At 73.0% G+C, this 25,046-nt stretch carries 21 protein-coding genes and 1 tRNA gene; 5 read left to right on the top strand and 17 right to left on the bottom strand.

Annotated features, from left to right (window positions below):
* Positions 1-106: 106 nt before the first annotated feature.
* A complete protein-coding gene (locus tag AQJ11_RS00430; RefSeq protein WP_059261445.1) occupies positions 107-2,464 on the bottom strand; it encodes an immune inhibitor A domain-containing protein in 2,358 nt (785 codons plus the stop codon).
* Positions 2,465-2,825: 361 nt separating this feature from the next.
* Between AQJ11_RS00430 and AQJ11_RS00425 the strand changes: the two genes are divergently transcribed.
* The gene (locus AQJ11_RS00425; RefSeq protein WP_059261444.1) at positions 2,826-3,062 is read left to right on the top strand and encodes a hypothetical protein; all 237 of its coding nucleotides are present in this window, start codon (positions 2,826-2,828) and stop codon (positions 3,060-3,062) included.
* 94 nt (positions 3,063-3,156) lie between these two features.
* On the opposite strand, the gene AQJ11_RS00420 is transcribed toward AQJ11_RS00425, so the two are convergent.
* Together AQJ11_RS00420 and AQJ11_RS00415 are read right to left on the bottom strand one after the other, a co-directional pair.
* Positions 3,157-3,864 (bottom strand): RDD family protein, encoded by a 708-nt coding sequence (locus AQJ11_RS00420; protein ID WP_041665220.1) that lies wholly within the window; start codon positions 3,862-3,864, stop codon positions 3,157-3,159.
* A 65-nt stretch (positions 3,865-3,929) separates the two neighbouring features.
* Positions 3,930-5,414 (bottom strand): RDD family protein, encoded by a 1,485-nt coding sequence (locus AQJ11_RS00415; protein ID WP_059261443.1) that lies wholly within the window; start codon positions 5,412-5,414, stop codon positions 3,930-3,932.
* A gap of 233 nt (positions 5,415-5,647) precedes the next feature.
* Here AQJ11_RS00415 and AQJ11_RS00410 point away from each other — a divergent pair, with 233 nt between their 5' ends.
* Positions 5,648-6,061, top strand: coding sequence for an SsgA family sporulation/cell division regulator (locus AQJ11_RS00410; RefSeq protein ID WP_059261442.1), 414 nt, complete (start codon positions 5,648-5,650; stop codon positions 6,059-6,061).
* Between the two features lie 16 nt (positions 6,062-6,077).
* Here AQJ11_RS00410 and AQJ11_RS00405 read toward each other — a convergent pair whose 3' ends face one another.
* Complete coding sequence (locus AQJ11_RS00405) at positions 6,078-7,484, bottom strand: FAD-binding oxidoreductase (protein ID WP_014673004.1); 1,407 nt, start codon at positions 7,482-7,484, stop codon at positions 6,078-6,080.
* Between the two features lie 92 nt (positions 7,485-7,576).
* On the opposite strand from AQJ11_RS00405, the gene AQJ11_RS00400 reads away from it, so the two are divergent.
* A complete protein-coding gene (locus AQJ11_RS00400; protein ID WP_244218062.1) occupies positions 7,577-9,043 on the top strand; it encodes a tetratricopeptide repeat protein in 1,467 nt (488 codons plus the stop codon).
* 9 nt (positions 9,044-9,052) lie between these two features.
* On the opposite strand, the gene hppD is transcribed toward AQJ11_RS00400, so the two are convergent.
* Positions 9,053-10,201 carry a 4-hydroxyphenylpyruvate dioxygenase gene (gene hppD / locus AQJ11_RS00395; RefSeq protein WP_059261441.1) on the bottom strand — a complete coding sequence of 383 codons (1,149 nt, stop codon included), beginning with the start codon at positions 10,199-10,201 and terminating at the stop codon, positions 9,053-9,055.
* A gap of 122 nt (positions 10,202-10,323) precedes the next feature.
* Here hppD and AQJ11_RS00390 point away from each other — a divergent pair, with 122 nt between their 5' ends.
* Positions 10,324-10,803 carry an Lrp/AsnC family transcriptional regulator gene (locus AQJ11_RS00390; protein ID WP_059261440.1) on the top strand — a complete coding sequence of 160 codons (480 nt, stop codon included), beginning with the start codon at positions 10,324-10,326 and terminating at the stop codon, positions 10,801-10,803.
* A 39-nt stretch (positions 10,804-10,842) separates the two neighbouring features.
* Here the strand turns inward: AQJ11_RS00390 and AQJ11_RS00385 are convergent, their stop codons facing one another.
* The 4 genes from AQJ11_RS00385 to AQJ11_RS00370 form a co-directional block, all read right to left on the bottom strand.
* The gene (locus tag AQJ11_RS00385) at positions 10,843-11,634 is read right to left on the bottom strand and encodes a S16 family serine protease (RefSeq protein WP_058080719.1); all 792 of its coding nucleotides are present in this window, start codon (positions 11,632-11,634) and stop codon (positions 10,843-10,845) included.
* A gap of 88 nt (positions 11,635-11,722) precedes the next feature.
* Complete coding sequence (locus AQJ11_RS00380; protein ID WP_014673009.1) at positions 11,723-12,364, bottom strand: IclR family transcriptional regulator; 642 nt, start codon at positions 12,362-12,364, stop codon at positions 11,723-11,725.
* A gap of 363 nt (positions 12,365-12,727) precedes the next feature.
* On the bottom strand, positions 12,728-14,527 hold the full coding sequence (locus AQJ11_RS00375) for a DEAD/DEAH box helicase (RefSeq protein ID WP_041665222.1): 1,800 nt from the start codon (positions 14,525-14,527) through the stop codon (positions 12,728-12,730).
* Positions 14,528-14,666: 139 nt separating this feature from the next.
* Complete coding sequence (locus tag AQJ11_RS00370; RefSeq protein WP_014673011.1) at positions 14,667-16,112, bottom strand: MFS transporter; 1,446 nt, start codon at positions 16,110-16,112, stop codon at positions 14,667-14,669.
* A 177-nt stretch (positions 16,113-16,289) separates the two neighbouring features.
* Here AQJ11_RS00370 and AQJ11_RS00365 point away from each other — a divergent pair.
* A tRNA-Cys gene (locus AQJ11_RS00365) sits at positions 16,290-16,361 on the top strand.
* 68 nt (positions 16,362-16,429) lie between these two features.
* On the opposite strand, the gene AQJ11_RS00360 is transcribed toward AQJ11_RS00365, so the two are convergent.
* The 8 genes from AQJ11_RS00360 to AQJ11_RS00330 form a co-directional block, all read right to left on the bottom strand.
* Positions 16,430-16,639, bottom strand: coding sequence for a DUF397 domain-containing protein (locus AQJ11_RS00360; RefSeq protein WP_059261439.1), 210 nt, complete (start codon positions 16,637-16,639; stop codon positions 16,430-16,432).
* The gene (locus tag AQJ11_RS00355; RefSeq protein ID WP_059261438.1) at positions 16,636-17,511 is read right to left on the bottom strand and encodes a helix-turn-helix domain-containing protein; all 876 of its coding nucleotides are present in this window, start codon (positions 17,509-17,511) and stop codon (positions 16,636-16,638) included. The genes AQJ11_RS00360 and AQJ11_RS00355 overlap by 4 nt, the downstream gene beginning before the upstream one ends.
* A gap of 103 nt (positions 17,512-17,614) precedes the next feature.
* A complete protein-coding gene (locus AQJ11_RS00350; RefSeq protein WP_014673014.1) occupies positions 17,615-18,772 on the bottom strand; it encodes an SUKH-4 family immunity protein in 1,158 nt (385 codons plus the stop codon).
* A gap of 128 nt (positions 18,773-18,900) precedes the next feature.
* Complete coding sequence (locus AQJ11_RS00345) at positions 18,901-19,431, bottom strand: AAA family ATPase (protein ID WP_059261437.1); 531 nt, start codon at positions 19,429-19,431, stop codon at positions 18,901-18,903.
* Positions 19,432-19,445: 14 nt separating this feature from the next.
* A complete protein-coding gene (locus tag AQJ11_RS52065) occupies positions 19,446-19,574 on the bottom strand; it encodes a hypothetical protein (RefSeq protein ID WP_014673016.1) in 129 nt (42 codons plus the stop codon).
* A complete protein-coding gene (locus tag AQJ11_RS00340; protein ID WP_014673017.1) occupies positions 19,571-21,880 on the bottom strand; it encodes a xanthine dehydrogenase family protein molybdopterin-binding subunit in 2,310 nt (769 codons plus the stop codon). Before AQJ11_RS00340 ends, AQJ11_RS52065 begins: the two co-directional genes overlap by 4 nt.
* Entirely contained in the window at positions 21,877-23,931 is a 2,055-nt protein-coding gene (locus tag AQJ11_RS00335) for a 2Fe-2S iron-sulfur cluster-binding protein (RefSeq protein ID WP_059261436.1), read from the bottom strand. The genes AQJ11_RS00340 and AQJ11_RS00335 overlap by 4 nt, the downstream gene beginning before the upstream one ends.
* On the bottom strand, positions 23,928-24,821 hold the full coding sequence (locus tag AQJ11_RS00330) for an FAD binding domain-containing protein (protein ID WP_014673019.1): 894 nt from the start codon (positions 24,819-24,821) through the stop codon (positions 23,928-23,930). Before AQJ11_RS00330 ends, AQJ11_RS00335 begins: the two co-directional genes overlap by 4 nt.
* Positions 24,822-25,046: the final 225 nt, after the last annotated feature.

The following is a 25,046-nucleotide window of genomic DNA, read 5'->3' as shown; positions in this document are numbered from 1 at the left end:
TTCCGGTCGGTGTCAATAAGCGGTCCACAGGACGCACCTAAACACGACCGGCGGCAACCCGCCAAGGGGTTGCCGCCGATACGCCTCTGACCTGCGGTGATGCGGACTACTTCACCGCGGGACCGACCTTGAGCTGGATCGTGGAGCCGTCCTTGGCCTCCTTGACGATCGTGATCTTGGTGTTGGTGTCAGTGACCTTCACCCCGCCCGTCGGGTTCGACGGGTCGTAGTAGGTGCTGGTGTGGTCGTTGAAGACCCGGACACCCTTCGAGCCCTTGATCTTCAGCGCGACGTCGGCCTTGTGCAGCGTGATGCCGTCCGTGCCGTAGATGCTGAACGGCGAGTCGTAGGCCTGGATGCGGTTGCGCAGCAGCGTGCCGTCGGTCCACTTCAGCGCCTTCGGGTGCGAGTCGACCGGCAGGATCAGACCGGAGCCCGGGTGGCCGTTGGCGGCGTTCGTGTTGTTGTCCGCCTGGGAGGTGTCCCACTTCCAGATCAGCAGGCCGTTCTGGTACGGGTAGTGCTCCACCCAGTCCGGGCGCGACGCGAAGCCGAAGTTGTACGGGCCCGTCTTCAGCGTCTTGTCGTACGACACGTACTGCCGGTTCTCGGCGATGTAGTACTGCTTGTAGTCCTTGGTGAAGGACGCGCCGATGCGGGAGAAGCCGTCCGCGGTCCAACCGGCGTCCGCGGTCTCGGCGTTGTCCGAGAACAGCGGGGTGCCGTCGGCGGTCACCGTGATCTCGTCGGCCGTGAAGCCGTTCTCCGCGACACCGCCGTCGGTGGCGTAGCGGAAGCGCAGGTCGACCTTCTTGCCCGCGTAGGCGTCGAGGGAGAACGCCAGCTTCTTGTGCGTCTGCGAGAAGCCGCTCAGCGCCGGCTTGCCGCTGGCGTCGCGCGGCAGGGCCTGGCCGTCGGCCGTGCCGTCCAGGGCGGTCCAGTTGGCGCCGCCGTCGGTGGAGACCTCGGTGTAGACGTAGTCGTAGCCGGCCTCGGTGGCCCACCAGCCGTCCAGGGTGAGGCTCGCCGAGGACTTGCCGGTCAGGTCCACGGAACGGGTCAGCGTGTTCTTCAGGTTGTTTCCGCTGCCGCTCCACCACTGGGTGGCGCCCTGCGCCGGCTCGGTGATGGTGGTGCTGACCGCCTTGTCCGGCAGGGTCACCACGAGGGCCTGCTTGTCCCAGGTGTTGTACTCGGCGACGCCCAGCTTGTGCGTGGACTGCGTGCCGGCCTTGGCGGTGTCGTAGTTCAGCCAGCCCAGCTGGAGCTTGTCCCAGGCGTTCATGTCGCCCGGCAGGTCGCCGATGGACTCCTTGCCGGTGCCGAGCCAGGAACCGGAGGACATCAGCGTCCAGAAACCGGTGGAGTTGTCGCCGCCGGCGGTGTCGTACTCGTCCGGCAGGCCGAGGTCGTGGCCGTACTCGTGGGCGTAGACGCCGAGGCCGCCGTTCTCCGGCTGGATGGTGTAGTCGCCGACCCAGATGCCGGTGTCGCCGACCTGCGTGCCGCCGAGCTTGTTGTCCTCGGGGCCGGTGGCGCCGGCGTCGGTGCCGAAGGCGTACCAGCGGTGGGCCCAGATCGCGTCCGTGCCCTGGGCGCCGCCGCCGGCGGACTCGTCCTCACCGGCGTGCACGATCTGGAAGTGGTCGACGTAGCCGTCCGGCTCGTTGAAGTTGCCGTCGCCGTCGTAGTCGTAGCGGTCCCACTGGTCGTACTGGGCGAGGTCCTTCTTGATGTCGGCGTCGGTGCGGCCGGCCTTCTTCTGCTGGGCGACCCAGGCGTTCAGGCCGTCGCTGACGACGTTCCACACGCTCGGGCAGTTGGTGGCACCGCAGGCGTTGTTGCCGTAACGGGCCTCGTTGTAGGGGACCTTGACCCAGTCGGTGACCTCACCGGAGACCGAGTAGCGGCCCGAGGACTGCTTCTCGTAGTACTTCTTCAGCGACTCGGTCTTCTTGCCGGTGCCGAAGTAGAGGTCCTGGAAGTGCTTCTGGTCGTAGTCCTTCTGCCAGGCCGTCGAGTTGTCCTTCTTGCGGTCCGGCGCGGCGATCTTGTTGTGCAGCGGGCCGGGGGTGCCGCCGAACTTGGGGTCGGTCTGGTCGCCGAACTCCACCAGGATCGTGAAGATCTTGTCGGTCTTCTCTCGGCTGAGTTCGACGTACTTGCTCCGGCCCTTGCGGCTCTTGAGCTCGACGACCTTGGAGCCGTTGCGCTCCTTCGCGGTGGTCTTGCCCGATATGAGCTGGTTCAGGGCCTCTTTGCGCTGAGCCTCCTGGGTCTTGCTCAGGGGGCCGTCCAGGTCGTGCGCGCGCTGCTTCACCGGAGCCGGGTCGTGCCGGTTGGCCGCGGCGCTCTGGGCCTGGGTGCCCGCCTCCGCGACGGCGAAGGTGGCGAACGTGGCGGAGGCCGCCGCGAGCGTCACGCCGATGGCGGCCGCTCTGAACGTCCAGGATCTGCTGGTCACTTGAGTTCCTCCCCCGCGCCGCGCACACGGACAGATGGTTCCGGGTCTTGGAGGAATCCGTGCGCGCACGATCAACGCGTGTAGTCAAGTGACGACATTTGACTAGAGGTTTAGCCGAAAAAACAGATCTTGACTTGAGCAGGACAAGTGCACTATGCGGAGGTGACGTTCGCTTTACGAACGCGTGCCGCCCCGCCGACCGGCGCAGGGGAACGCCCGTTTGGCCGGGACGGTGACTCCATGCGCCCCCTGTGCACCGGTACCGTGGGTTAGGCCACGCTTACCGGGCGTCCCGCTCGGGCATGCAGGCCAACAGAGTGGCACCCCCCGACTTCCGAAGACTGCCGAGGACACGATTGCCATGCCTCGTCCGACCGCCGCACAGCTCGCCTACGGTTCCTGCACCGTGATCTTCTCGACGCTCGCCATGCTGCTGCTGTCCCAGACGAGTTCGGGCCTCGGGGTCGCCGTCATCGCCCTCGCGGCACTCGCGCTGGGCCTGCTGGTCGCCCTGACGGTCCCCGTCCCCGGGGCACGCGCGGAGCGGGCGCCGGCCGAGCCCGTCGCGGGGGAGGAACGCGTCCCCACGACCCTGTGAGCGGAACCGGGACTCGGCGCCGCGGAGCTTGCGGCAGTGGCGGTTGTGGACGTCCCGGAACCGCCACTGCCGTGCGAGCACCCCGGCGGCCGGCTCAGCCGGTGCTGACGACCACCGTCTTGGCCGCCTTGTCGTGCAGGCCCTGCTTGTACGGCTTGTCGAAGAAGCTCCAACCTCCCGAGATCGCCGTCCAGATGCAGGCGCAGCAGAAGGCGAACGGCACCCACAGCACCAGGGAGCGGATCAGCATGGTCTGCACGGAGGGCGTGGCGCCGTTCTCCAGGTTGGCCACCCGCAGGCCGAGCCACTTCTTGCCGAGGGTCTGCCCCGACCTGGTCATCAGGACGGTGTCGTACGCGATGTAGAGCACGGCCGCGATGACGGACTGGGCGAGGGACCTGCCGACCTCCGTGCGTTCACTGTCGAACGTGTACGCGCTCACCCCGATCGCCCAGGTGAGCAGCAGCACGACGATGCCGACCAGGATCATGTCGATGATGCGCGCGAGCGTCCGCTTGCCGCTGTCGGCGAGCGGGGGCATCCCGGCCAGCGGGTCGGCGGGGTAGCCGCCGGGGCCGTGGGGGCCGCCGCCCGGACCGCCGCCGTAGGGGCCACCGCCGTAAGGGCCGCCTGGACCACCGCCGTAAGGCCCCCCCGCGCCGCCGCCGGGGGGAGGGGGCTGGGCGCCGCCGTACGGGGCGTCGTACGGCGAGCCCGAGCCCTGGTCCGACGGGGGCCGCTTCCTGAAGGGGTCGTCCTCGGGGGGCTGCTCTCCGGAGCCGGGGGGCGGTTCGCTGCTCATGGCCCGAGTGGAACCCGAAGATCCCGGCTCCGCATCCGGCAGACGGCCGGACGGAGTACGCGCGCTCAGCCGGCCACGAAGGTGTGGGCCGCCTTGTCGTGCCAGCACTGGTGCCAGGGCCGGTCGAACAGGCACCACAGCACGCCCACGATCCCCACGACCAGCAGGCCCGGCACGCTGAGGACCAGCCAGCGGCGCAGCGCCGCGCCGAACGCCGGGGGCTCGTGCGCCTCGATGTCCCGGACCTCAAGACCGCACAGCCTCTTGCCGAGGGTGCGGCCCCACTTGGCCGTGGGGAGCACCTCGTACACGACGCCGGCCAGCAGCAGGACGGCGAGGACGATGCCGAGGCTGGTGCCGGTCGTGCCGTCGAGCAGCCAGACCGTGACCTCGTGGCCGGAGAGCCGGGCCGCGTCGATCTTCTGCTGGACGTGGTCCACGGCCCGGATGCCGAGCGGGACCGCCGCGGCGGCCGTCACGGCGCCGATGGCCAGCAGGTCGATCAGCCGCGCGGCGAGCCGCTTGCCGAGTCCGGCGGGGCGGGCGGCGGCCTGTCGGCGCGCCGCGGCCTGGAAGAGGTCCTCCACCGGCGGCTTCCACGGCGCCACGGGCTGCTCGTCCCCGCCCCCGGCGAGCTGGTGCACCTGCTGCGCCCAGGAGGCCTGCCCGCCACCGGGTCCGCTGGTCAGCGGGGTGACGGGGGCACCGGCCTGGCCGGGACCCGCCTGGTGCGGCACCGACGGGGCCACGGGGGCGGGAGCGGGAGCGGCCGGGGAAGGCTGGGGCACGGGGGAGGGCTGCGGGATCGACGGGGACTGCGGTCCCTGGGCCGCCGGGGGTGTCTGTGCGGCGGCGGCGCGGGCCGCGGCGGCCTTTCCGGCGCCGAAGCCCGAGTTCGCGGGCGCGCCGACCGGGCCCTGCGCGCCGAAGCCGGCCGGGCCGCTGTCGGTGCCGGACGGGGACGGCGGGGCGGACGGGGACGGCGGGGCGGACGGGACCGGGCGGAAGGTCATCGTGCCGTCGTCGGTGCGGTCGGCCGCCGCCGGGCCGGGGATCGGGCGGCGGAAGATGAAGGTGCCGGGGTCGTGGGGGTCGTCCTCCGTCGGCGGGACCGTCGCGGTGCCGTCGGTCCGGCCGTCGGGGGCACTGGAGGCATCGGCCGGCACCCGGGGGTCGGCGCCCCAGGGCTGACCGGGTGACCCGGGCTGAGCGGGCTGACCGGGCCGGCCCGACGGCTCACCCCACTGCGCACCCTGTGCGGGCTGCGCGGGCTGCCCGCCCTGCGGGTCCCGCTGACCCGCGCCGCCCGGCTGCTCCCCGTCCGGCGGGTCCTCGTCGAAGAAGTGAGGACCCGTTTCCTCCACGGAAGGGGACGCCGCGCGGGCGCCGGGGGGCGGGGTGAGCGGTTCGCCGTTCTTCGGCGCCGGGCGGCTCGTGCCGGGCACCCAGGAGGCGCCGTTCCAGTACCGGACGTAGCCGGGGATGGACGGGTCCGGGTAGTAGCCCTCGCGGGGCCGGTCGTCGCCTGGGGCCGGGGTTGGGGCGCTCATGTCCGTCGTCCCGTATCTGCTCGGGGGTGGGATGGGGGCCTCCACATCTATCAGACCCGGGCATCCCCCACCGCCAGTCCCGCCGGACCCACCCCTTTCCGGGCAACGCCGCACGGGACTCCCCGGGGCTGCCGAAAAGAAGTTCCCCGAACCGGCGTAATGGTCCGGCCCCTGCCCCCTCTCCCCCGGTGCGGGCCCGTCCGGCGGCCCCGACGCGAGAGGAGACGCAGGTCATGCGGCACACCGTGGTGGAGCGCGAACTGGAGCTGAGGCTCGTCCTGTCACCGGAGCGGAGCGTCCCGGTGCCGGCCCGGCTCGCCTACCGCTCCGACGACCCCTACGCCGTCCACATCACCTTCCACATCGACTCGGCGCACCCCGTCGACTGGACGTTCGCCCGCGACCTGCTGGTGGAGGGGGTGTTCCGGCCGTGCGGGGACGGGGACGTGCGGATGTGGCCGGCGAAGGCGGACGGGCGCGCCGTCGTGCTGATGGCGCTGAGTTCGCCGGACGGCGACGCGCTGCTCCAGGCGCCGGTCCCGCAGGTGTCGGCCTGGCTGGAGCGGACGCTGCGGGTGGTGCCGCCGGGCACGGAGGGCGCGCGGCTGGGCATCGACGACGCGCTCGACCACCTGCTCGCCCGGTGAGCCCGCTGAGCCCGCGTCAGAAGAGCTTGCCCGGGTTGAGGATGCCCAGCGGGTCGAAGACCTGCTTCACCGCCCGCTGCATCTCCACCCCGACCGGGCCGATCTCCCGGGCCAGCCACTCCTTCTTCAGCACGCCGACGCCGTGTTCGCCGGTGATGGTGCCGCCCAGCTCCAGGCCGAGGGCCATGATCTCGTCGAAGGACTCGCGGGCCCGGCGGGACTCCTCGGGGTCGCGGGCGTCGAAGCAGACCGTGGGGTGCGTGTTGCCGTCGCCGGCGTGCGCGCAGACCCCGATCGTGAGGCCGTACGCGGCGGCGATCCGCTCCACGCCCTCCAGCATGGCGCCGAGCCGCGAGCGGGGCACGCACACGTCGTCGATCATCGTCGTGCCCTTCACCGCCTCCAGCGCGGTCAGCGAGAGCCGCCGGGCCTGCAACAGCATCTCGGACTCGGCCGCGTCCTCGGCCGGGACGACCTGGGTCGCGCCGGCGGCCTCGCACAGGGCGCCGACCGCGGCCAGGTCGGCGGCCGGGTCCGGGGTGTCGAACGCGGCCAGCAGCAGCGCCTCGGTGGTCTCGGGCAGCCCCATGTGGGCGAGGTCGTTGACCGCCTTGACCGTCGTACGGTCCATGAGTTCGAGGAGGGACGGCACGTGACCGCCCTCCATGATCCGGCAGATGGCGTCGCAGGCCGCCGCCGCGGAGGCGAACTCGGCGGCCAGCACCAACTGCCGGGGCGGCTTGGGCTTCAGCGCGAGGACCGCCCGGACGACGATGCCGAGGGAGCCCTCGGAGCCGACGAAGAGCCGGGTCAGGTCGTAGCCCGCGACGCCCTTCGCGGTGCGGCGGCCGGTGGACATCAGACGGCCGTCGGCGAGGACGACGTCCAGGCCGAGGACGTATTCGGCGGTCACGCCGTACTTGACGCAGCACAGGCCGCCGGAGGCCGTGCCGATGTTGCCGCCGATGGTGCACATCTCCCAGCTGGACGGGTCCGGCGGGTAGTACAGGCCGTGTTCCTCGACCGCGCGGGACAGGGTCGCGTTGACCACGCCCGGTTCCACCACGGCGATCCGGTCGACGGGGCTGATCTCCAGGATGCGGTCCATCTTGGTGAGGGACAGCACGACACAGCCCTCGGTGGCGTTGGCGCCGCCGGACAGGCCGGTGCGGGCGCCCTGCGGGACGACGGGCACGCGCAGCTCGGTGGCCGTGCGCATGACGTGCTGGACCTGCTCGACGGTGCGCGGGAGGACGACGACGGCGGGGCTGCCCGCCGGGCAGAAGCTCGCCATGTCGTGGGCGTAGGAGGCCGTGACGTCGGGGTCGGTCAGGACGGCCTCGGGCGGCAGGCCGGCCAGGAGCCGGTCGGTGAGGTTACCGGTGTGCTCGTCGCGCGGTGCTTCGATACGGCTCATGATCACAGCGTGTCACTCACGGCCATCGGTGTGAACCCCGCCCGCGCCGCTCCGGGGCCACGCGGATGTGCTCGTCGTATTGACGCACAGTGAGCGCCATGGACAACCGACAGTGCGTGGGTACGTCACTGGTCCCGGAGCCGCCGGCGCCGCGCCGGCGGGTGCTGCGGCGGGTGCTGGTGGCCTCGCTGGCGGGCGGTGTCGTGGCGGGCACCGTGCTGATGCTGCTGCCGCACGAGCGGCGGCACGGGCCGGCCGCACCGCCCGCCGCCGGTCCCGAGGCGCGGCCACGGGCGCAGGTGCCGGTGCTGACGACGGTGACCTACGGGGTGCCGGCCGCGCTGCCCGGGCTGACGGCGCTCATCGGGCGGCAGGAGCGGTTGGTGCGGGCGCAGCCGCGGGACGCCCGGGCCTGGGCGGTGCTGGGGTCGGCGTACGTGGAGCGGGGACGCCGGGCGGGTGACGCGGCGGACTATCCGAAGGCCGAGCGGGCGCTGCGGGAGTCGCTGAAGGTGCGGGGCGGCCGGAACACCGAGGCGCTGGACGGCCTGGCCGCGCTGGCGCTCGCGCGCCGGGACTTCCCGGCGGCGAAGAGCTACGGCGAGCAGGCGCTGAAGGCGGCGCCGAAGCGGTGGCAGGCGTATCCGCCGCTGATCGACGCGTACACCGGGCTCGGCGACTACGAGAAGGCCCGCTCCACCCTGGACAAGCTGCTGGCGCTGCGCACCGACGCGGCGGCCCGGCCGGCCGTGATGGCGCGGGCCTCGGCGGTGTACCGGGACCGGGGCTGGCGCGAGGACGCGGTGGCCCAGCTGACCGACGCGGCGGCTGCCGCCCGCACCCCGGCGGAGCAGGCGGCGTGGCTGGCCGGACTGGGACAGCTCGCCTGGGAGCGCGGGGACCTCGCGGACGCGCTGCGGCACTTCGAGGCGGCGCTGCGGCTCGATCCCGACCAGCGGCCGGCGGCGACCGGGCGGGCGCGGACGCTGGCCGCGCTGGGGCACACCCCGCAGGCGCTGGCCGCGTACCGGGCCGTCGTCGCGAAGCAGCCGAACCCCGCGGACCTGCTGGAACTGGGCGAGCTGTACGAGTCGCTGGGGCAGCCCGGGGTCGCCGAGGAGCAGTACACGCGGATGAAGGAGGCGGTACGGCGGGCGGTGTCCGGCGGGGTGGACGAGGAGGTGCTGATCGGGCGGTACGAGGCCGACCACGGGGACCCGTGGGACGGCGTGGAGCGGCTGCGGGAGGAGTGGCGGCGGCAGCCGGGGATCGAGGTGGCCGACGCGCTGGGCTGGGCGCTGCACCGGGCCGGTGAGGACCAGGAGGCGCTGACCTTCGCGACCACCGCGACGGACAAGGCGAAGGGGGGCGGGGTGCGCAGCGCGCTGTACGCGTACCACCGGGGCGTGATCGAGGCGGAACTGGAGCGGTACGCCCCCGCGCGGCGGCACCTGGAGGAGGCGCTGCGCATCAACCCGTACTTCTCGCCGCTGAAGGCGCCGCTGGCGCGGGAGGCGCTGCGGGAACTGGGCGACGTGCCCGACGAGCCGCCGCCCAGCGAGTAGGGCCCGCCGTTACAGGTTGCCCCGCTTGGCCTGCTCGCGTTCGATCGCCTCGAACAGCGCCTTGAAGTTGCCCTTGCCGAAGCCCATGGAGCCGTGCCGCTCGATGAGCTCGAAGAACACGGTCGGGCGGTCCTGGACCGGCTTGGTGAAGATCTGCAACAGGTAGCCGTCCTCGTCGCGGTCGGCCAGGATCTTCAGCTCGCGCAGGGTCTCGACCGGCACGCGGGTGTCGCCGACCCACTCGCCGAGGGTGTCGTAGTAGGAGTCGGGGGTGTCGAGGAACTCGACGCCGGCCGCCCGCATGGTGCGGACCGTCTGCACGATGTCGTTGGTGTTGAGCGCGATGTGCTGGACGCCCGCGCCGCCGTAGAACTCCAGGTACTCGTCGATCTGGGACTTCTTCTTGGCGATGGCGGGCTCGTTGATCGGGAACTTCACCTTGAGGGTGCCGTCGGCGACCACCTTCGACATCAGCGCGCTGTACTCGGTGGCGATGTCGTCGCCCACGAACTCCTTCATGTTCGTGAAGCCCATGACCTTGTTGTAGAAGGCCACCCACTCGTTCATCCGGCCGAGTTCGACGTTGCCGACGCAGTGGTCGACGGCCTGGAAGACGCGCTGGGCGGGCGGCTCGACGATCGGCCGGGCGGCGGTGTAGCCGGGCAGGTAGGGGCCGTCGTAGCCGGTGCGCTCGACCAGGGTGTGCCGGGTCTCGCCGTAGGTGGCGATGGCGGCGAGGACGACCGTGCCGTGCTCGTCCTTCAGCTCGTACGGCTCGGCGACGCTCTTCGCGCCCTGTTCGACGGCGTACGCGTACGCGGCGCGCGCGTCCGGGACCTCGATGGCCAGGTCGACGACGCCGTCGCCGTGCGCGGCCACGTGCTGGGCGAGGAAGTGGCCCCAGGTGCTGCTCGGCTTGATCACGGAGGTGAAGACGAAGCGGGCGGAGCCGCTCTCCAGCACGTAACTGGCGGTCTCGCGGCTGCCGTTCTCCGGTCCGGAGTAGGCGACCAGCCGCATGCCGAAGGCGGTGGAGTAGTAGTGCGCCGCCTGCTTGGCGTTGCCCACGGCGAAGACGACCGCGTCCATTCCCTTGACCGGGAAGGGGTCGTCCTGCCGGGCGGTCGTGTCGGGAGTGAGGTCTGTGGTCTGCGTCATAGCGGAAGGGTGGCTCTGCTCTGCAAGGTGCGCAATAGTTCGCGCAATTGCTGGGCAATCTGACCAGTGGTATGACCGCCCCGGCGGTGTTTCTGTACAGGATGACCATCTCAGGGGGTCCCGTGGCGATCGATCATCTGGACGGGCGCATCATCGTGCTGCTGGCCCGGGAGCCGCGCATCGGGGTGCTGGAGATGTCCCGGCGGCTGGGCGTGGCGCGCGGGACCGTGCAGGCGCGGCTGGACCGCCTCCAGTCGAACGGGGTCATCCGGGGTTTCGGTCCCCAGGTGGATCCGGCGGCCCTCGGCTACCCGGTCACCGCGTTCGCCACCCTCCAGATCCGGCAGGGCCAGGGTGCCGACGTACGGGCGCACCTGACGACCGTGCCGGAGGTGCTGGAACTGCTGACCACCACCGGCAGCGGGGACATGCTGTGCCGGCTGGTGGCCCGCTCCAACGCCGATCTCCAGCGGGTGATCGACCTGGTCGTCGGCTTCGACGGCATCGTCCGGGCCTCCACGGCGATCGTCATGGAGAACCCCGTTCCGCTGCGGATCATCCCGCTGGTGGAACAGGCGGCGGCGGACGCCGAGCGGCTGTAGGCGAATCCGGGGCCGGGGAATCGAACCCGGGGCCGGGAATCAGCAGCTCGGGACGGAGCCCTTGCCCTTCTCCAGCGCCACCAGGGAGTCGACCGCGCCCTTGAGCGTGGTCACCGGGACCAGCCGCAGCCCCTTCGGCAGCTCCGCCTCGGCGTCGGCGCACTCCGCCTTGGGCACCAGGAAGACGGTGGCCCCGTCCCGGCGCGCGGCCTGGGTCTTCAGGGCCACCCCGCCGACCGCGCCGACCTTGCCGGCCGCGTCGATCGTGCCCGTACCGGCGATGACGCGGCCCCCCGTGAGGTCGCCGCCGCTGCCGTCGCCGTCCAGCTTGTCGACGATCCCCAGGGAGAACAGCAGCCCCGCGCTGGGCCCGCCCACGTCGGCGAGCTTCAGCGTGACCTTCACCTGGCCGGCGCCGAGCCCGAGGTACTTCAGCGCGGCCTGGGTCGCCGCGTCCTGGGACTGCCGCATCTGTGCCTCGTTGTGCTGCTCGATCTCCTTGACGGTGTCGCCGCTCGGGTAGACCGAGTCGCGCGGCAGCACCGCGCGGTCGGTGCGGAACCAGCTGTCGACCACGTCACCGAGCCGCACCTCGGCGTCCGGACCGGTCGCCTCGATCGTGGTCATCCGCAGCTGCCCGCTGGTCCTGCGGGTCTCCGCCCCCGAGACCGTGATCACCGGGGTGCCCTGGTTCCGCCCGAGCACGTTCGCCGTCATGCCGGGCTGCGCCACCGAGAACGGCAGTGGCGCGAACGCCGCCGTGGCGAGCAGGGCCACGACGGGCAGCGCGCAGACGGCGAGGGCCTGGGGGCGTGAGAGACGTGAGAGCACGAGCTCAATCTAACGTGACGACCAGGCGCGCCTTCTGCCGCGTACGGTCCCGTCATGGCGTGTGCCGGTGCCGCCGGCCGCGAGGGGCTCAGCGCAACGCTTCCGCGACCTCCCTCGCCGCCTCCACCACGCGCGCACCCACCCGTTCCGGTACGGCGTCCGCGAGCATCACCACGCCCACACTGCCCTCGACCCCCGTCACCCCGACCAAGGGCGCCGCGGCTCCGCTCGCCCCCGCCTCCAGCTCCCCGTGCGTGAGCGTGTACCCGGGATCGGAGGACGGCGACTGCCGCGCGGAGAGGATCGCCTTGCCGGCCGCACCCCGCTCCAGCGGATGCCGGAACCCGGCCCGGTAGGCCACGTGGTAGTCCGTCCAGGTGGGCTCCACCACCGCGACGGCCAGCGCCTCGGACCCGTCCACGAGCGTGAGGTGCGCCGTCGCCCCGATGTCCTCGGCGAGCGAGCGCAACGCGGGCAGCGCGGCCTCCCGTACCAGCGGATGCACCTGCCGGCCCAGGCGCAGCACGCCGAGTCCGACCCGGGCTCGCCCGCCCAGGTCACGCCGTACGAGCGCGTGCTGCTCCAGGGTCGCGAGCAACCGGTACACCACGGTCCGGTTCACGCCCAGTCTGGTGGACAGCTCGGTGACGGTCAGCCCGTGGTCGGTGTCGGCCAGCAGCTTGAGGACGCGCAGTCCCCGGTCGAGCGTCTGAGAGGTCTCCGCGGTCACGACGCCCACTCCTTTGGCGGTGAGGCGGCGGCCCCTGTTCGGCGGATGCGTCACCGAGTCCCGTCGGCGACGCGCTTCAGAGGCCGCCGATCGGCAGGACGGCCCGGCGGCTCCCGGGCCGAGTCGCTTCACGGCTGCGCTCCGCGGCGGCGCTGCCACGGGGCGTGTGCGTAGCGGGACAGTAGCGAAGCCGGTTCGCTGAGCGGAAGTCTTCGTCCAGAATCCGGGCAAGCCCAGATCCGGCCTGCCTGCATTCGTCCGGATACGCACACACGAAGATCCAGGACCAGGTCTCCGTACGGCGCCCTCTCACCCACGCGAGCCCCGCGGGGGGCAGGGCAGCCGCCCAAGCCCAGCGCAGCGTCACCGCATGCGCGTGGCCCACTCCCGGACCTTCTCGATCCGCTGCCGCAACTGCCCCGCCGTGGCCTCCGCGCTCGGCGGCCCCCCGCACACCCGCCGCAGCTCGGTGTGGATCACCCCGTGCGGCTTGCCGCTCTGGTGCACGTACGCGCCGACCAGCGTGTTCAGCTGCTTCCGCAGCTCCATCATCTCCTTGTGCGTGACCACCGGCCGCCGCTCGGCCGGCAGCTCCAGCAGGTCGGCCTCGGTGTCCGGCTTCTTCCGGCTGTGCGCGATCTGCCGGGCCTGCCGCTTCTGCAACAGCAACTGCACCTGCTCGGGCTCCAGCAGCCCCGGAATCCCCAGGTAGTCCTGCTCCTCCTCACTCCCGGGGTGCGCCTGCATGCCGAACTCGGCGCCGTCGTACAGCACCCGGTCGAACACGGCGTCGGACTCCAGCGCCTCGAACGGCAGCATGTCCTGCTCGCCGGTGTCCTCGTCCTCCTGCTTGTTCGCCTCCTCCATCTCCTTCTCGGATTCGGCGTACGGGTCCTCCTCGCCCTCCTTCTTCGGCTTGTCGAGGGCGTGGTCCCGCTCCTTCTCCATCTCGTTGGCGAAGGTCAGCAGGTCGGGCACGGTCGGCAGGAACACGGACGCGGTCTCGCCGCGCCGCCGGGAGCGCACGAACCGCCCCACGGCCTGCGCGAAGAACAGGGGCGTCGAGATGGTCGTCGCGTACACGCCCACCGCGAGCCGGGGCACGTCGACCCCTTCGGACACCATCCGCACGGCGACCATCCACCGGTCGTCGCTCGCGCTGAACTCGTCGATCCGCTTCGACGCCCCGGCGTCGTCGGACAGCACGAGCGTCGCCTTCGTCCCGGTGATCTCCCGGATGAGCTTGGCGTACGCGCGCGCGGAGTCCTGGTCGGAGGCGATGACGAGTGCGCCCGCGTCCGGGATGGCCTTGCGGACCTCGGTCAGCCGCTGGTCGGCGGCGCGCAGCACGCTCGGCATCCAGTCGCCGCGCGGGTCGAGGGCCGTACGCCAGGCCTGGCTGACCGCGTCCTTGGTCATCGGCTCGCCGAGCCGCGCGGCGACCTCGTCGCCCGCCTTGGTCCGCCAGCGCATGTTGCCGCTGTAGGAGAGGAAGATCACCGGCCGGACGACCCCGTCCGACAGCGCCGACCCGTAGCCGTACGTGTAGTCGGCGGCGGACCGCCGGATCCCGTCGGCCCCCTCCTCGTAGGTGACGAAGGGGATGGGGTTGGTGTCGGACCGGAACGGCGTACCGGTCAGCGCGAGGCGCCGCGTCGCCGGCTCGAAGGCCTCCAGACACGCCTCGCCCCAGGACTTGGAGTCGCCGGCGTGGTGGATCTCGTCCAGGATCACCAGCGTCTTGCGCTGCTCGACCCGGTTGCGGTGCAGCATCGGACGCACCCCGACACCGGCGTACGTCACGGCCACGCCGTCGTACTCCCTGCCGAGCGGGCCCGCGCTGTACTCGGGGTCGAGCTTGATCCCTATCCGGCCCGCGGCCTCGGCCCACTGCTTCTTCAGGTGCTCGGTGGGCGCGACCACGGTCACCTGCTGTACGACGTGGTGGTGCAGGAGCCAGGAGGCGAGCGTCAGCGCGAAGGTCGTCTTGCCGGCGCCGGGCGTGGCGACGGCGAGGAAGTCACGCGGCTGCTCCTGGATGTACTTCTCCATCGCCCCCTGCTGCCAGGCACGCAGCTTGCTGGCGGTACCCCAGGGGGCCCGGCCCGGGAAGGCGGGCGAGAGGTGGTGGGAGGAAGCGGACGAGGCGGCGGTGGTAGTCACGGTCTCCGAGCGGGGTAGGGCGGCTACGTATGACAACCGGGCCACCCTACCGGCGCCGCCCTCCGCTCAACGCGCGGACGACCCCGGGTCGCCCGCGGGTGGGAGCGACGTCACAACAGCCCCGCCGGCCTCACCGCGCTCACCCCGTCGGCGCCGGCCGCTCCCGCAGCCGCGTGGTCACCCAGGCACCCGCCACCGCCACCGCCGCCATCGGCAGGAAGACGGCGGCGAAGGCGGCGGGATGCCCGCCACCGGCCCCCGTGGTGGCCGCGGTGCTGCCGCCGCCCAGGGCCGCGAAGGCCGCGCCGGTGGCCGCCAGGAGCACGACGTTGGAGAGGGCGTCGGAGATCTGGAGCGCGGCGGAGTTGGCGCCGGCCTCCTCCGGGGCGGACAGCTGGAGCAGCAGCACGCTGGTCGAGGAGATCACCAGGCCCATCCCGAAGCAGCCGACGCCCCAGGCGACGGCCACGGTCCACACGGGCACGGAGTGCAGGAGCACGCTCGGCGCGGTGACGATCGCGAGGGCGACCAGCACCATCCCCGCGGTCATCAGCCGCTCCCGGTACGGCGCCAGGCGCGGCCGGGACTGCACGAACGAGCCCAGCGCCCACGTCCCGCCGCCGGCCGCCAGCGAGAACCCGGCGAGCGTCGGGGACAGCCCGCGCTGCGTGACCAGCATCAGCGGCACGAAGGACTCGGCGGCGACGAAGGACCCCGCGGACAGCCCGCGCAGCAGCACGACGCAGGGCAGGCCGCGGGCGGCCCGGTAGGTGCCGTGGGGCAGCAGCCCGAGCACGGCGGGCACCAGCAGGGCCGCCCCGGCCAGTCCCGGCAGCAGGGCGAGGGGCCGTAGGTCCTGGGCGGCGTACTGGAGGAGCCCGGCGCCCAGGGAGATCCCGAACGCGAGCCGGATGCGCCGCCGGTCGAAGGAGCCGGTGCCGGCCTCCGCGTCCACCGGGCCGGCCGCCCGCCGCCGTATCTGGGGCAGGGCCAGGGCGAGCGGGAACACGACGAGGACCGGGATGCCGAGGAAGACCCAGCGCCAGCCGAGGTGCTCGGTGACGGCGCCGGAGGCGAGGGGGCCGACGATCGAGGGGACCACCCAGCCGGCGGCGAAGGAGGCCATGATCGCGGGCCGCAGCCGCTCCGGATAGGCGCGGCCCACGACGACGTACAACGCCACGATGACCAGCCCGCCGCCGAGCCCCTGCACGGCCCGCCCCAGGATGAACATCCACATGACCTGCGCGGTCCCGGCGACGACGAGCCCCACCGCGAAGGCCGCGATGCCGGTCGTCAGCGCCCCGAGCGGGCCGCGCCGGTCGGACCACTGCCCGGCGAGCACCATCCCGAAGAGGCTGGTGGTGAAGTACCCGGAGAAGGCGAACGCGTACAGCGCCAGTCCGTCCAGCTCCCGCGCGGCGACCGGCATGGCGGTCCCCACGGCCGTCGCCTCGAACGCGATGAGGACCACGACGGAGACGATCCCGACACTGAGCGCCCGGTACGCCCTGCTCAGCACACCGCCGTCCTGCTCGGCGGACGGATCGAGGACGGCGGGCTCACGGGATCCAAGGGCACTCATGTGCGACAGAGTAAGGCCCACAGCCACCTTTGGCCCCTGTCAGGAGACCGACCCCCGCTAGGCCCTTGGTCGTACGTCCCGCCCCGCTTCATGAACGGCACATGGCAGTCCCATTGCACCCCACCCCATCCCCTTGAGCCCCCGCCCCGGCCCCCGTACGTTCTTGAACACGAGCACGGCCGTGTGCCCGAGTGGTTCAGGGACTCGCCTGCAAAGCGAGTTACGCGGGTTCGATTCCCGCCACGGCCTCCGGCGCCTCACCAGGCAAAGAAACAGGGCGGCACCCCGTGCGGGTTGCCGCCCTTTTCTCTGTCGCCTCAGCCGCGGGACGCGTACGAGACGAAGTCCGTCCAGGTGTCCGGCGCGACGGCGAGTTGCGGGCCACCGAGGGATTTCGAGTCCCGGACGTGCACCTGGTCCGGGGTGGTGGCCACCTCGACGCAGGACTCGCCGTTGGTGCCGCTGCTGTAACTGCTCTTGAACCACGCCAGTTCGGAGGGGTGCTCGGCGGAGGCCTCGCGCATCATGTCTCTCCCAGCAGTTTCTGGATGAAGGCAAGCGACTCCCGAGGCGGGAGGGCCTGCGCCCGGATGGTGCCGTACTGCAACTCCAGGATGCGGAGCTGCTTCGGGTCGGAGACGGGCCGGCCGTTGAACAGGCCGTCGGAGCGGCCCACCGCCTTGCCGTCGGAGAACTTCAGCAGCTCGATCTTTCCGTCGAGACCGGGATGGGCATCCGTGTCCGTCGGCATGACCTGGAACGAGACGTTGTTCAACTGCCCGACCTCCAACAGGCGTTCGAGCTGCCGTTGCCACACCATTGTGCCTCCGACCCGGCGGCGCACCGCTGCTTCTTCCAGCACGAAATGGACGGACGGGGCCGGTGTGCGTGCGAAGACCGACCGTCGGGCCAGTCGAGCAGCCACCATGCGATCCACGTCATCCGGCGAGTACGGCGGCTGGGCTGCCTCGATCAAGGCTCGGGCATGCTGCGGCGTCTGGAGGAGCCCGTGGACGCTGTTGCACTCGTACACGCCGATCTCGACCGCCTTGGCCTCCATCTCCGCCAGGGCCCGCACCTTCTTCGGGTAGCGGACCTTCTGCACGTCCTCCTTCATCGCCGAGAGCAGGCCGCCGGCCCCCAGGACGTCATCGGCCCTGTCCAGGTACTCGGGCCGGGGGATCCGCTTCCCGCTCTCGATCTTGTAGACCATGTCCTCGCCGTAGCCGACGGCCTTGGCGAAGTCACCGGCCCTCATGCCCACCGCTTCCCGGCGCAGCTTCAACTGCCGTCCGACAGTGGCGATGACGGCGATGCCCCACTCGTCGTCCGGGTCGACCTGCCAGCCCCGCTCACTCATCTCGCCCTTGAGCGTCTCCGCAGCCGCGTCGACCGCCATGCGCACCCCTCCGTCACCGTGCGTGTCTGCACCAACACGGACCACGGTAGGGATTGCAGCCACGCTCAGTGACCGGAATCGGGGAAATCATCGCGATCCGAGGTCAGAACACCCCGCCCGCCTCGTCCTGGAAGAGGTTCGTCCAGTAGTGCCAGGTCGTGTCCGGTGCGGTGCCCGTCGGGTCGATCGAGTGGAGGGTCTGGATCATCAGGGCGACCAGGTGGTCGTAGGCCTGGGTGGACAGTTCGCGGGACAGGTGGGCGTCGATCGTGCGCTCGTGGTGGATGAGCCACAGGGTGAAGGCCAGGGTGGAGACGTCGGTGTTGAGGGGGTAGAGCGTCGCCTCCGGCTCGTTGAAGGTGAGGACCGCGCCCGTTCTGCCGTCGATCACCAGGCTGTTGTCCTCCAGGAGGTGGCCGAGGCGGATCAGATGGTCGCAGTGGGCCGGGAGTTCGGCGAGGGGGTAGTCGGGGCGTTCCTGGGTGACGTACTCGCGGAGCGTGGGGAGCGGGGCGTCCGTGTCGGCGTGGAAGAAGACCGCCTCCTCCGGCAGGCCCGTCTCGCGCAGGAAGCGGCGGGTCGGCTCATGGGTGAGCGTCTTCGGGAAGTCGACCTCCTCGAAGCGGGCCACCCTGCCGTGCCCGAACTGCTGGTCCAGGACGCGCGCGGGGACGTCCAGGGTGAGGCCCGATGCCGTGCCGGGGCCGGCGATGAGGGAGAGCGGGCGGATCAGGGCCGCCGCCTTCCAGTACGGCGGGACCTCGCCGCCCGTGCCCTCCTCGAAGAGGGTGAGGAGGCGACGGGAGGCCTCGGTCACGGTCCTGGGGCCGTACTGGCCCGCCAGGGCGGCGAACCGGCCGCGCAGGCCCGCCAGTTCCTCGGTGACCGCGGCGAAGCGCAGCAGCGTGTTCAGGGACGGCGCGAAGGGGCGCGGGTCGGACGCGTCGAAGAGGTAGGCCGTCGTCAGCTCGCCCGTGGCGCCGTCGAGCAGGATCGACTGGCGCTCCATGCCGGCCGGGGTGAGCAGTTCGCCGATGACCAGGCGGCCCCGCAGCTCCTCCGCCAGGTGGAAGGGGCTGTCGGCGGCGTCGGCGAGCGTGCGCAGGCCGTACGTGCGCAGCGGGGAGAAGGTCAGCAGGGCGGTCTCCGCGGGCAGTCCGGCGCCCGCGAGCAGGCCGCGCGTCGGCGCGTGCGTGACGTAGCGGTCCAGTTCCGCCTCGGTCAGCGTGATCGCCGGAACTTCGGCGTCCGTCGTGCTCATCGCTCCCCCGCGATCTCCCGGTGCGTGGCGGGCCCGCGTACCCCGTCGTACGCCGGCTCCGGGCAGGTGCCCCCACTGCTCAGCACACTACGCCGCCCCACTGACAACGACCCTCAGGAGAAGAGACGTCAGGCGACCCGGGCCCGTTGCGCGTCCGTGAGAATCGCCTCCACCGTCTCCTTTGGCGTCCAGCCGGACGTGTCCAGCCAGAGGCCGATGCGCGGGGTGCGCAGGCGCAGTTCCTCGTCCAGGGCGGCCACGGTCCACCCGCCGCCGTATCCGGTCTTCGCCCGGCCCGCCTCGCGGGCCGCGACCTCCGCCGCGCCGGGCGCGAGGACCACCACGTGCAGGGGGCGGGTGCGGACCAGGCCGACGTACGCCCGCAGATGATCGCCCAGGACGACGTCCTGCACCACCGCCGTGAAGCCCGCCGCCGCATACCCGTCCGCCGTCGCCGCCGACAGCCGGTACCGCAGCCGCAGTTGGGCCACGGCCTCCCCGCCGTCCCCGGGACCGTACTCCGCCCGTCCCGACACGATCATCCGGCGGAACGCGTCGCCCCGGACGTGCGCGGCGCGCGGCAGCGCCTGCGCCAGGCGCTGGGCCACGGTCGACTTGCCCGCCGCCATCACCCCGGTGACCAGGACCACACCGTCCATCGGGCCAGGTCCCCTCAGGTGAAGTAGATCCCGCCCAGGACCACGGCCAGCGCCGCCGCGGCGAACAGCAGGATCCACAGGAACAACTTGCCGACGCCGGGCGCGGGTTCGTAGCGCGGCTCCTCGGGCGGCGGCGTGCTCACCGGTCCGTCACCACCGCGGCCTGCGGGCGGATCGGGAGGCGGTTGACCGGGCGGCCGGTGGCGGCGCGGACGGCGGAGGCGATGGCCGCCGGGGCCGTCACCACCGGGACCGCGCTGACGGACTTGGCGCCGAAGGGGGCCACCACGTCCCGTTCCTCCACCAGTTTCACGATCCGGATGTCGGGGGCGTCCAGGGCGGTCGGCAGGGCGTAGCCGGTCAGGTCGGGATGGCGGACGAGGCCGCGGGGCGTGCGCAGGTTCTCGGTGAGGGCGATGCCCACGCCCTGGGTGACGCCCGCCTCGATGCGCGCGGCGAGCTGCGCCGGGTTGAGCACCCGGCCCACGTCCTGGGCGACCGCCAGCTCCACGACCCGGACCGAGCCCAGCTCGACGTCGACGTCCACCACCGCGCGGATCGCGCAGAAGGCGAGGCCCACGAAGGCGTCGCCCTGGCCGGAGGCGTCCAGGGGCTCGGTCGGGTGCGGGCGGCACTGGGCGGTGGCCCACAGCTCCTTGCCCTCCATCGCCTCCGCGACGGTGGTCGACAGCACGCCGTCGTACGAGGTGATCTTGCCGTCCGTGATCTGGAGCAGCTCGGTGGACATGCCGAACTTGTGCGCCAGGGGCTGGAGGAGTTGCGTGCGGACCATCTTGGCCGCCCGCTCCACCGCGCCGCCCGACACCCAGGTGTGCCGGCCCCGGCAGCCCGCGCCTGCCGGCGGCTGGTCGGTGTCGACGGGGGCGACGTGGACCTCCTCGACGCCGAGGGTCTCCTGGACGATCTGCCGGGCCAGGGTGGTGAAGCCCTGGCCGGTCTCCACGGCCGCGCACAGCACGGTCGCGATGCCGTCGTGGACCTTGACCGTCGCCGTCGAGACCTCGTCGGCGCCCTCCGCGCCGAGCATGTGCACCATGCCCAGGCCGTAGCCGACGCCCCGGCGCACCGCGCCCGGCTCGCCCGCGCCCTCGGGGCCGCCGGGTAGCAGCCACTCCTCCTCCGGGCTGTCCTTGGGCAGGGCCGGGAGCGGGAAGTCCCGGACGGCCTGGAGGAGTTCGGCGACCGGCGCCGGGCAGGTCACGGTCTGGCCGATGGGCAGGACGTCACCGGTGGCGAGGACGTTGCGCAGGCGCAGTTCGGCCGGGTCCAGGCCCAGCTTCTTCGCCAGCTTGTCCATCTGCGCCTCGTAGGCGGCGCAGACCTGCATGGCGCCCTCGCCGCGGACATGGCCGGAGGGCGGGTTGTTGGTGCGGACGGCCCAGCCCTCGATGAAGGCGTTGGGGACGACGTACGGGCCGCACGCGAAGGAGACGGCGGCGGCGAGGGCGTCGGAGGACGTGTCGGCGTACGCGCCCGCGTCCAGCAGGATCTGCGCCTCGACCTTCACCAGCCTGCCCTCGGCGTCGGCGTGGTGGCGGTAGCGCAGCAGCGTCGGGTGCCGGTGGGCGTGGCCGAGGAAGGACTCCTCGCGGGTCGCCGTCAGCTTCACCGGGCAGCCGGTCTTCAGGGCGAGCAGGCCGAGCGGGAGCTGGAAGCCCTGGTCCTCGCGGTCGGCCGTGGCGCCGGGCACCCCGGTGACGACGATCTTCACTCGGTCGGGGGACAGGCCGTAGCAGGCGGCGGCCGTGTTGCGGTCGGTGTGCGGGTCGGTGGAGGCCAGGTAGAGCTCCACCCCGCCGTCCGGGCGCGGTACGGCGAGACCGGCCTCGGCTCCGATGGGCGCCGGGTCCGCGCGGCCGATGCGGTACTGGCCCTCGACGACGATCTCGCCCACGGCGCCCGGGTCGCCGTGGTGCAGCGGGATGTGCCGGATCAGGTTGCCGTCGGGGTGCAGCGGCTCGGCCTCGAAGGCCTGTTCCGGGTCGGTGACGGGGTCGAGCACCTCGTACTCGACGATGACGGCGGCGGCGGCCATCCGCGCGGTGTCCGGGTGGTCGGCGGCCACGGCCGCGATGGGCTCGCCGTGGTGGCGTACGACCTCGGAGGCGAACACCGGCCGGTCGGGCGTGCCCCGGCCGTGGCGCGGGGTGCCGGGCACGTCCTCGTGGGTGACGACCGCGCGGACGCCGGGCATCTCGCGCGCGTGGGTGGTGTCGATGGAGACGATGCGCGCGTGCGCGTGCGGGGAGCGCAGGACGGCCGCCCACAGCAGGCCCTCGGCCCACAGGTCGGCCGCGTAGGGGAAGGTGCCCTCGGTCTTGGCGCGGGCGTCGGCGTGCGGCAGGGAGGCGCCGAGGCCGTGCGGCAACTCCTCGGCCGCGGGGGCGGGTTCCGCGGCGGTGGTCGCGGTGCCGGCTTCGTTGCTCACGCCTGGCCTCCGTCCTGGCCGTAGTGCTGGTCGTGCGGTCCCGGCGGCGTGCCGTACGGGTCCGGTGTGTCGTACCGGTCCGGTCCGCCGTACGCGTCGGGCGTGTCGTACGTGTCCGGCGACTCGTACGCGTCCGGCGCGTCGTACGTCTCCTGTCGCCGCGGGGTGTCGAACGCGCCGGGCGCCTCGAACGCCGACGGGTGGACGCCGCCGGAGCCGGGGCCCGCCTGGTGCGGGATGCGCGCCTCGTCCGTGTCCGTCCCGGGGCCGGCGTGGGACGCCTCGCGCTCGGCGACGACCTCCTTGACGGCCTCCAGGACGCCCCGGTAGCCCGAGCACCGGCACAGGTTGCCGCACAGGGCCTGCCGGGTCTCCAGTTCGGTCGGCGCGGGGTTGCCCTCCAGCAGGTCGTGCACGGTCATCGCCATGCCGGGCACGCAGAAACCGCACTGCACGGCTCCGCAGCGGGCGAGCGCGCGCTGCACGTCGGAGGGCCGGCCGTCCTCGACCAGGCCCTCGACCGTGCGCACCTCGCTGCCGGCCGCGGTGACCGCCGGGACCAGGCAGGAGGCCACCAGACGGCCGTCGACCTGCACGTTGCAGGCGCCGCACTCGCCCTGCGAGCAGCCGTCCTTGGCGCCCGCGAGGCCGAGCCGCTCGCGCAGCACGTACAGCAGGGACTCGCCGATCCAGGCGTCGGTGACCGGGCGGTCGGTGCCGTTGACGCGCAGGACGTAGGAGGCGAGCGGGTGGTCGTCGTTCGGCGGGAGGGGTACGGCGGCCTCCTCGGCCGCCCCCTCTGTGTCCTCCTCGCCCGCCCCCTCGGCTCCGGTGCCTTCGGAGGGGGTGTCCGGCGCGGACGCGTCGACGGCGCCCTCGCCCTCGGGTCCGGCTGCCTCGGTCCCGGGCGGGGAGTCGGGCGTGCCGTGCGTGTCGGGGGCCGTGGAGTCGGCTGGGGCCGCCGGTGCCTCCGCGTCGCCCGTGTCCGGCGCTGTGGCGGGCTGGGACGCGGTCGCCGGGTCTGCGGGCCGCTCGTGGTCCGCCGGGGCGTCAGCGGGGCGTTCAGGGGCTTCGGCGGGGCCGTGGGCGTCGCCTTCCGGCGCCGTACCGGGTTCCTCCGACTCCCGCGCCGGCGGCGCCGGTTCGGCGGGCGCGGTGGGAGCCGTCGTACCGCCGGGCGTGTCGGCGTCGGGGGCACCGGTGTGACCGGCGTCCGGACGGCCGGCTCCGTCGGGGCCGCCCTCGTCAGGTCCGGCGTGCACGTGACCGGCGTCCCGGTGCCCGCCCTCCGCGTGGCCGGCGTGACCGTCCTCCGCGTGGCCGGCCGGACCGTGCCCGTACCCGCCCTCCGGAACGTACGCCTCCGCGGCGCCGTACCCGTCCTGCGAGCCGTACGCCCCTTCGGTGCCGTACGCCTCCTCCGGCCCGTACCCGTCCTCCACGCCGTACGCGTCCGGCGCGCCACCCGCCGGGGCATCCGCGGCCTCGCTCCCCGAGGGGTACGCGTGGCCCGTGCCGTCCGTCGCCCAGGGGGCCGGCGCGCCGCCGGGCAGGGTGGCGGGCGGTGCGGCGCCCCACTGCTCGACCAGCGAGGACGTGGTGAACTCGCCCGACTCGTCCGGAAGGTCGCCGCCGGCGACGGGGATGGACCACTGCCCGGTGACGTCGTGCCCCGGGGCGGCCGGCGCCGCGGGCTCCTCGAAGGTCCAGTGCTGGGTGGCGGCGGGCTGGTAGGTGAACCGGTCGTCCGCGGCGTGCGGCGGGGCCGGCGTGTGGTTCGGGTCGGGCCACCGGCCGCCGCCGTCGGGCGCGGGCCACGTGCCCGTGGTGCCGTCGGTGTGCGTGCCGTCCGCGTGCGTGGCCGTGATCCGCGGCGGCACGTAGCCGTGTCCGGGCGCGGCCAGCGGGCTGTCGCCGGACAGCAGGGCGTCGATGCCGCCCTCGGGGAGTTCGACGAAGGCGGTGGCGCCGTCGTCGTAGTCGCCCTGGGGCAGCGGGTCCCAGCGTCCGCCGCCCTGGGGCGTGCCCTCTCCGTGCTGGTCGTCGGTCACGACAGCGCCCTCCCCAGTGCTCGTCGGGCCAGCGCGGCGACAGTGCGCCGCAGGTGCAGTACGGCGGGCGGAAGCGGGACCACCGAACCGTCGGGCTCGGGGGCCGGGTCGGGGATGCAGGCCGCGGCGACGTACTCGCCGAAGGCGTGCAGGGCCTCCGGGACGAGGGCGCGGTCGTTGTCCCAGTCGATCAGCTGGGCGACCCACTGCTCGGCCTCCAGCGGCCGGAGCGGCATCGGCGCTATGGCTCCGACGGCGCAGCGCACACCGCGCCGGGCCGGGTCGAGGACGAGCGCCACGGAGGCGAGCGCGCGGCCGGGGCCGGTGCGTCCGGTCGCCTTCAGGAAGACCTGCGGGGCGTGCAGCAGCGGTACGCGCACGTAGCCGATGAGTTCGCCGCCGCGCAGCATCTCCACGCCGGCCAGCAGGTGCGACACCGGGATCTCCCGGCGGGCTCCGCCCGGGCCCGCGATGATCAGGGTCGCTTCCAGGGCGGCCAGCACCGGCAGCGCGTCCCCGGTGGGGGCGGCGGAGGCGATGTTGCCGCCCAGGGTGCCCGCGTTGCGGATGTGCGGCGGGCCCGCGGCGCGCGCGGCGGCGGCGAGCGCCGGGATCAGGGCCGCGAAGTCGGGACGGCCCATGCGCGCGTGCGTGAGGCCGGCGCCGAGCAGCGCGTGGCCGTCCTGGTACTGCCAGCCGCGGATCTCGCTGATCCGGCCGAGGCCCACCAGCGCGGCGGGCCTGAGCTGGCCGGAGTTGACGGCGGCCATCAGGTCGGTGCCGCCCGCGACGGGGACGGCGGTGGGCATGGCGGCGAGGGCCGCCACGGCCTCGTCCAGCGTCGTGGGCAAGGTGACGGCCTGCGCCGCCTGCGGTGCGTGCGTGGTCAAACCGGCTGCCCCTTCCCGCTGCCCCACCTGGTCCCGCCTGTGTTGCCGTACGGTACGTGCTGACAGGGCGGACGACGCAACTCTGGCACATCTTCGCGACGCCCGGACGCAGGGGTCCGTCAGGAGGCATTCGCCCACTCCACCAGGGAAGTGGCCGTTTTCGCACGGCATCGCCGGTGTGCACGGATTGCCACTCTTCGGTGATGCTGCCGGGGTTTTTCCGTT

The sequence above is a fragment of the Streptomyces corchorusii genome (genome assembly GCF_001514055.1).
Taxonomy (GTDB): domain Bacteria; phylum Actinomycetota; class Actinomycetes; order Streptomycetales; family Streptomycetaceae; genus Streptomyces; species Streptomyces olivaceoviridis.
The sequence above is the reverse complement of the archived record's forward strand: the minus strand, read 5'-3'. Positions and strand labels throughout refer to the sequence as shown.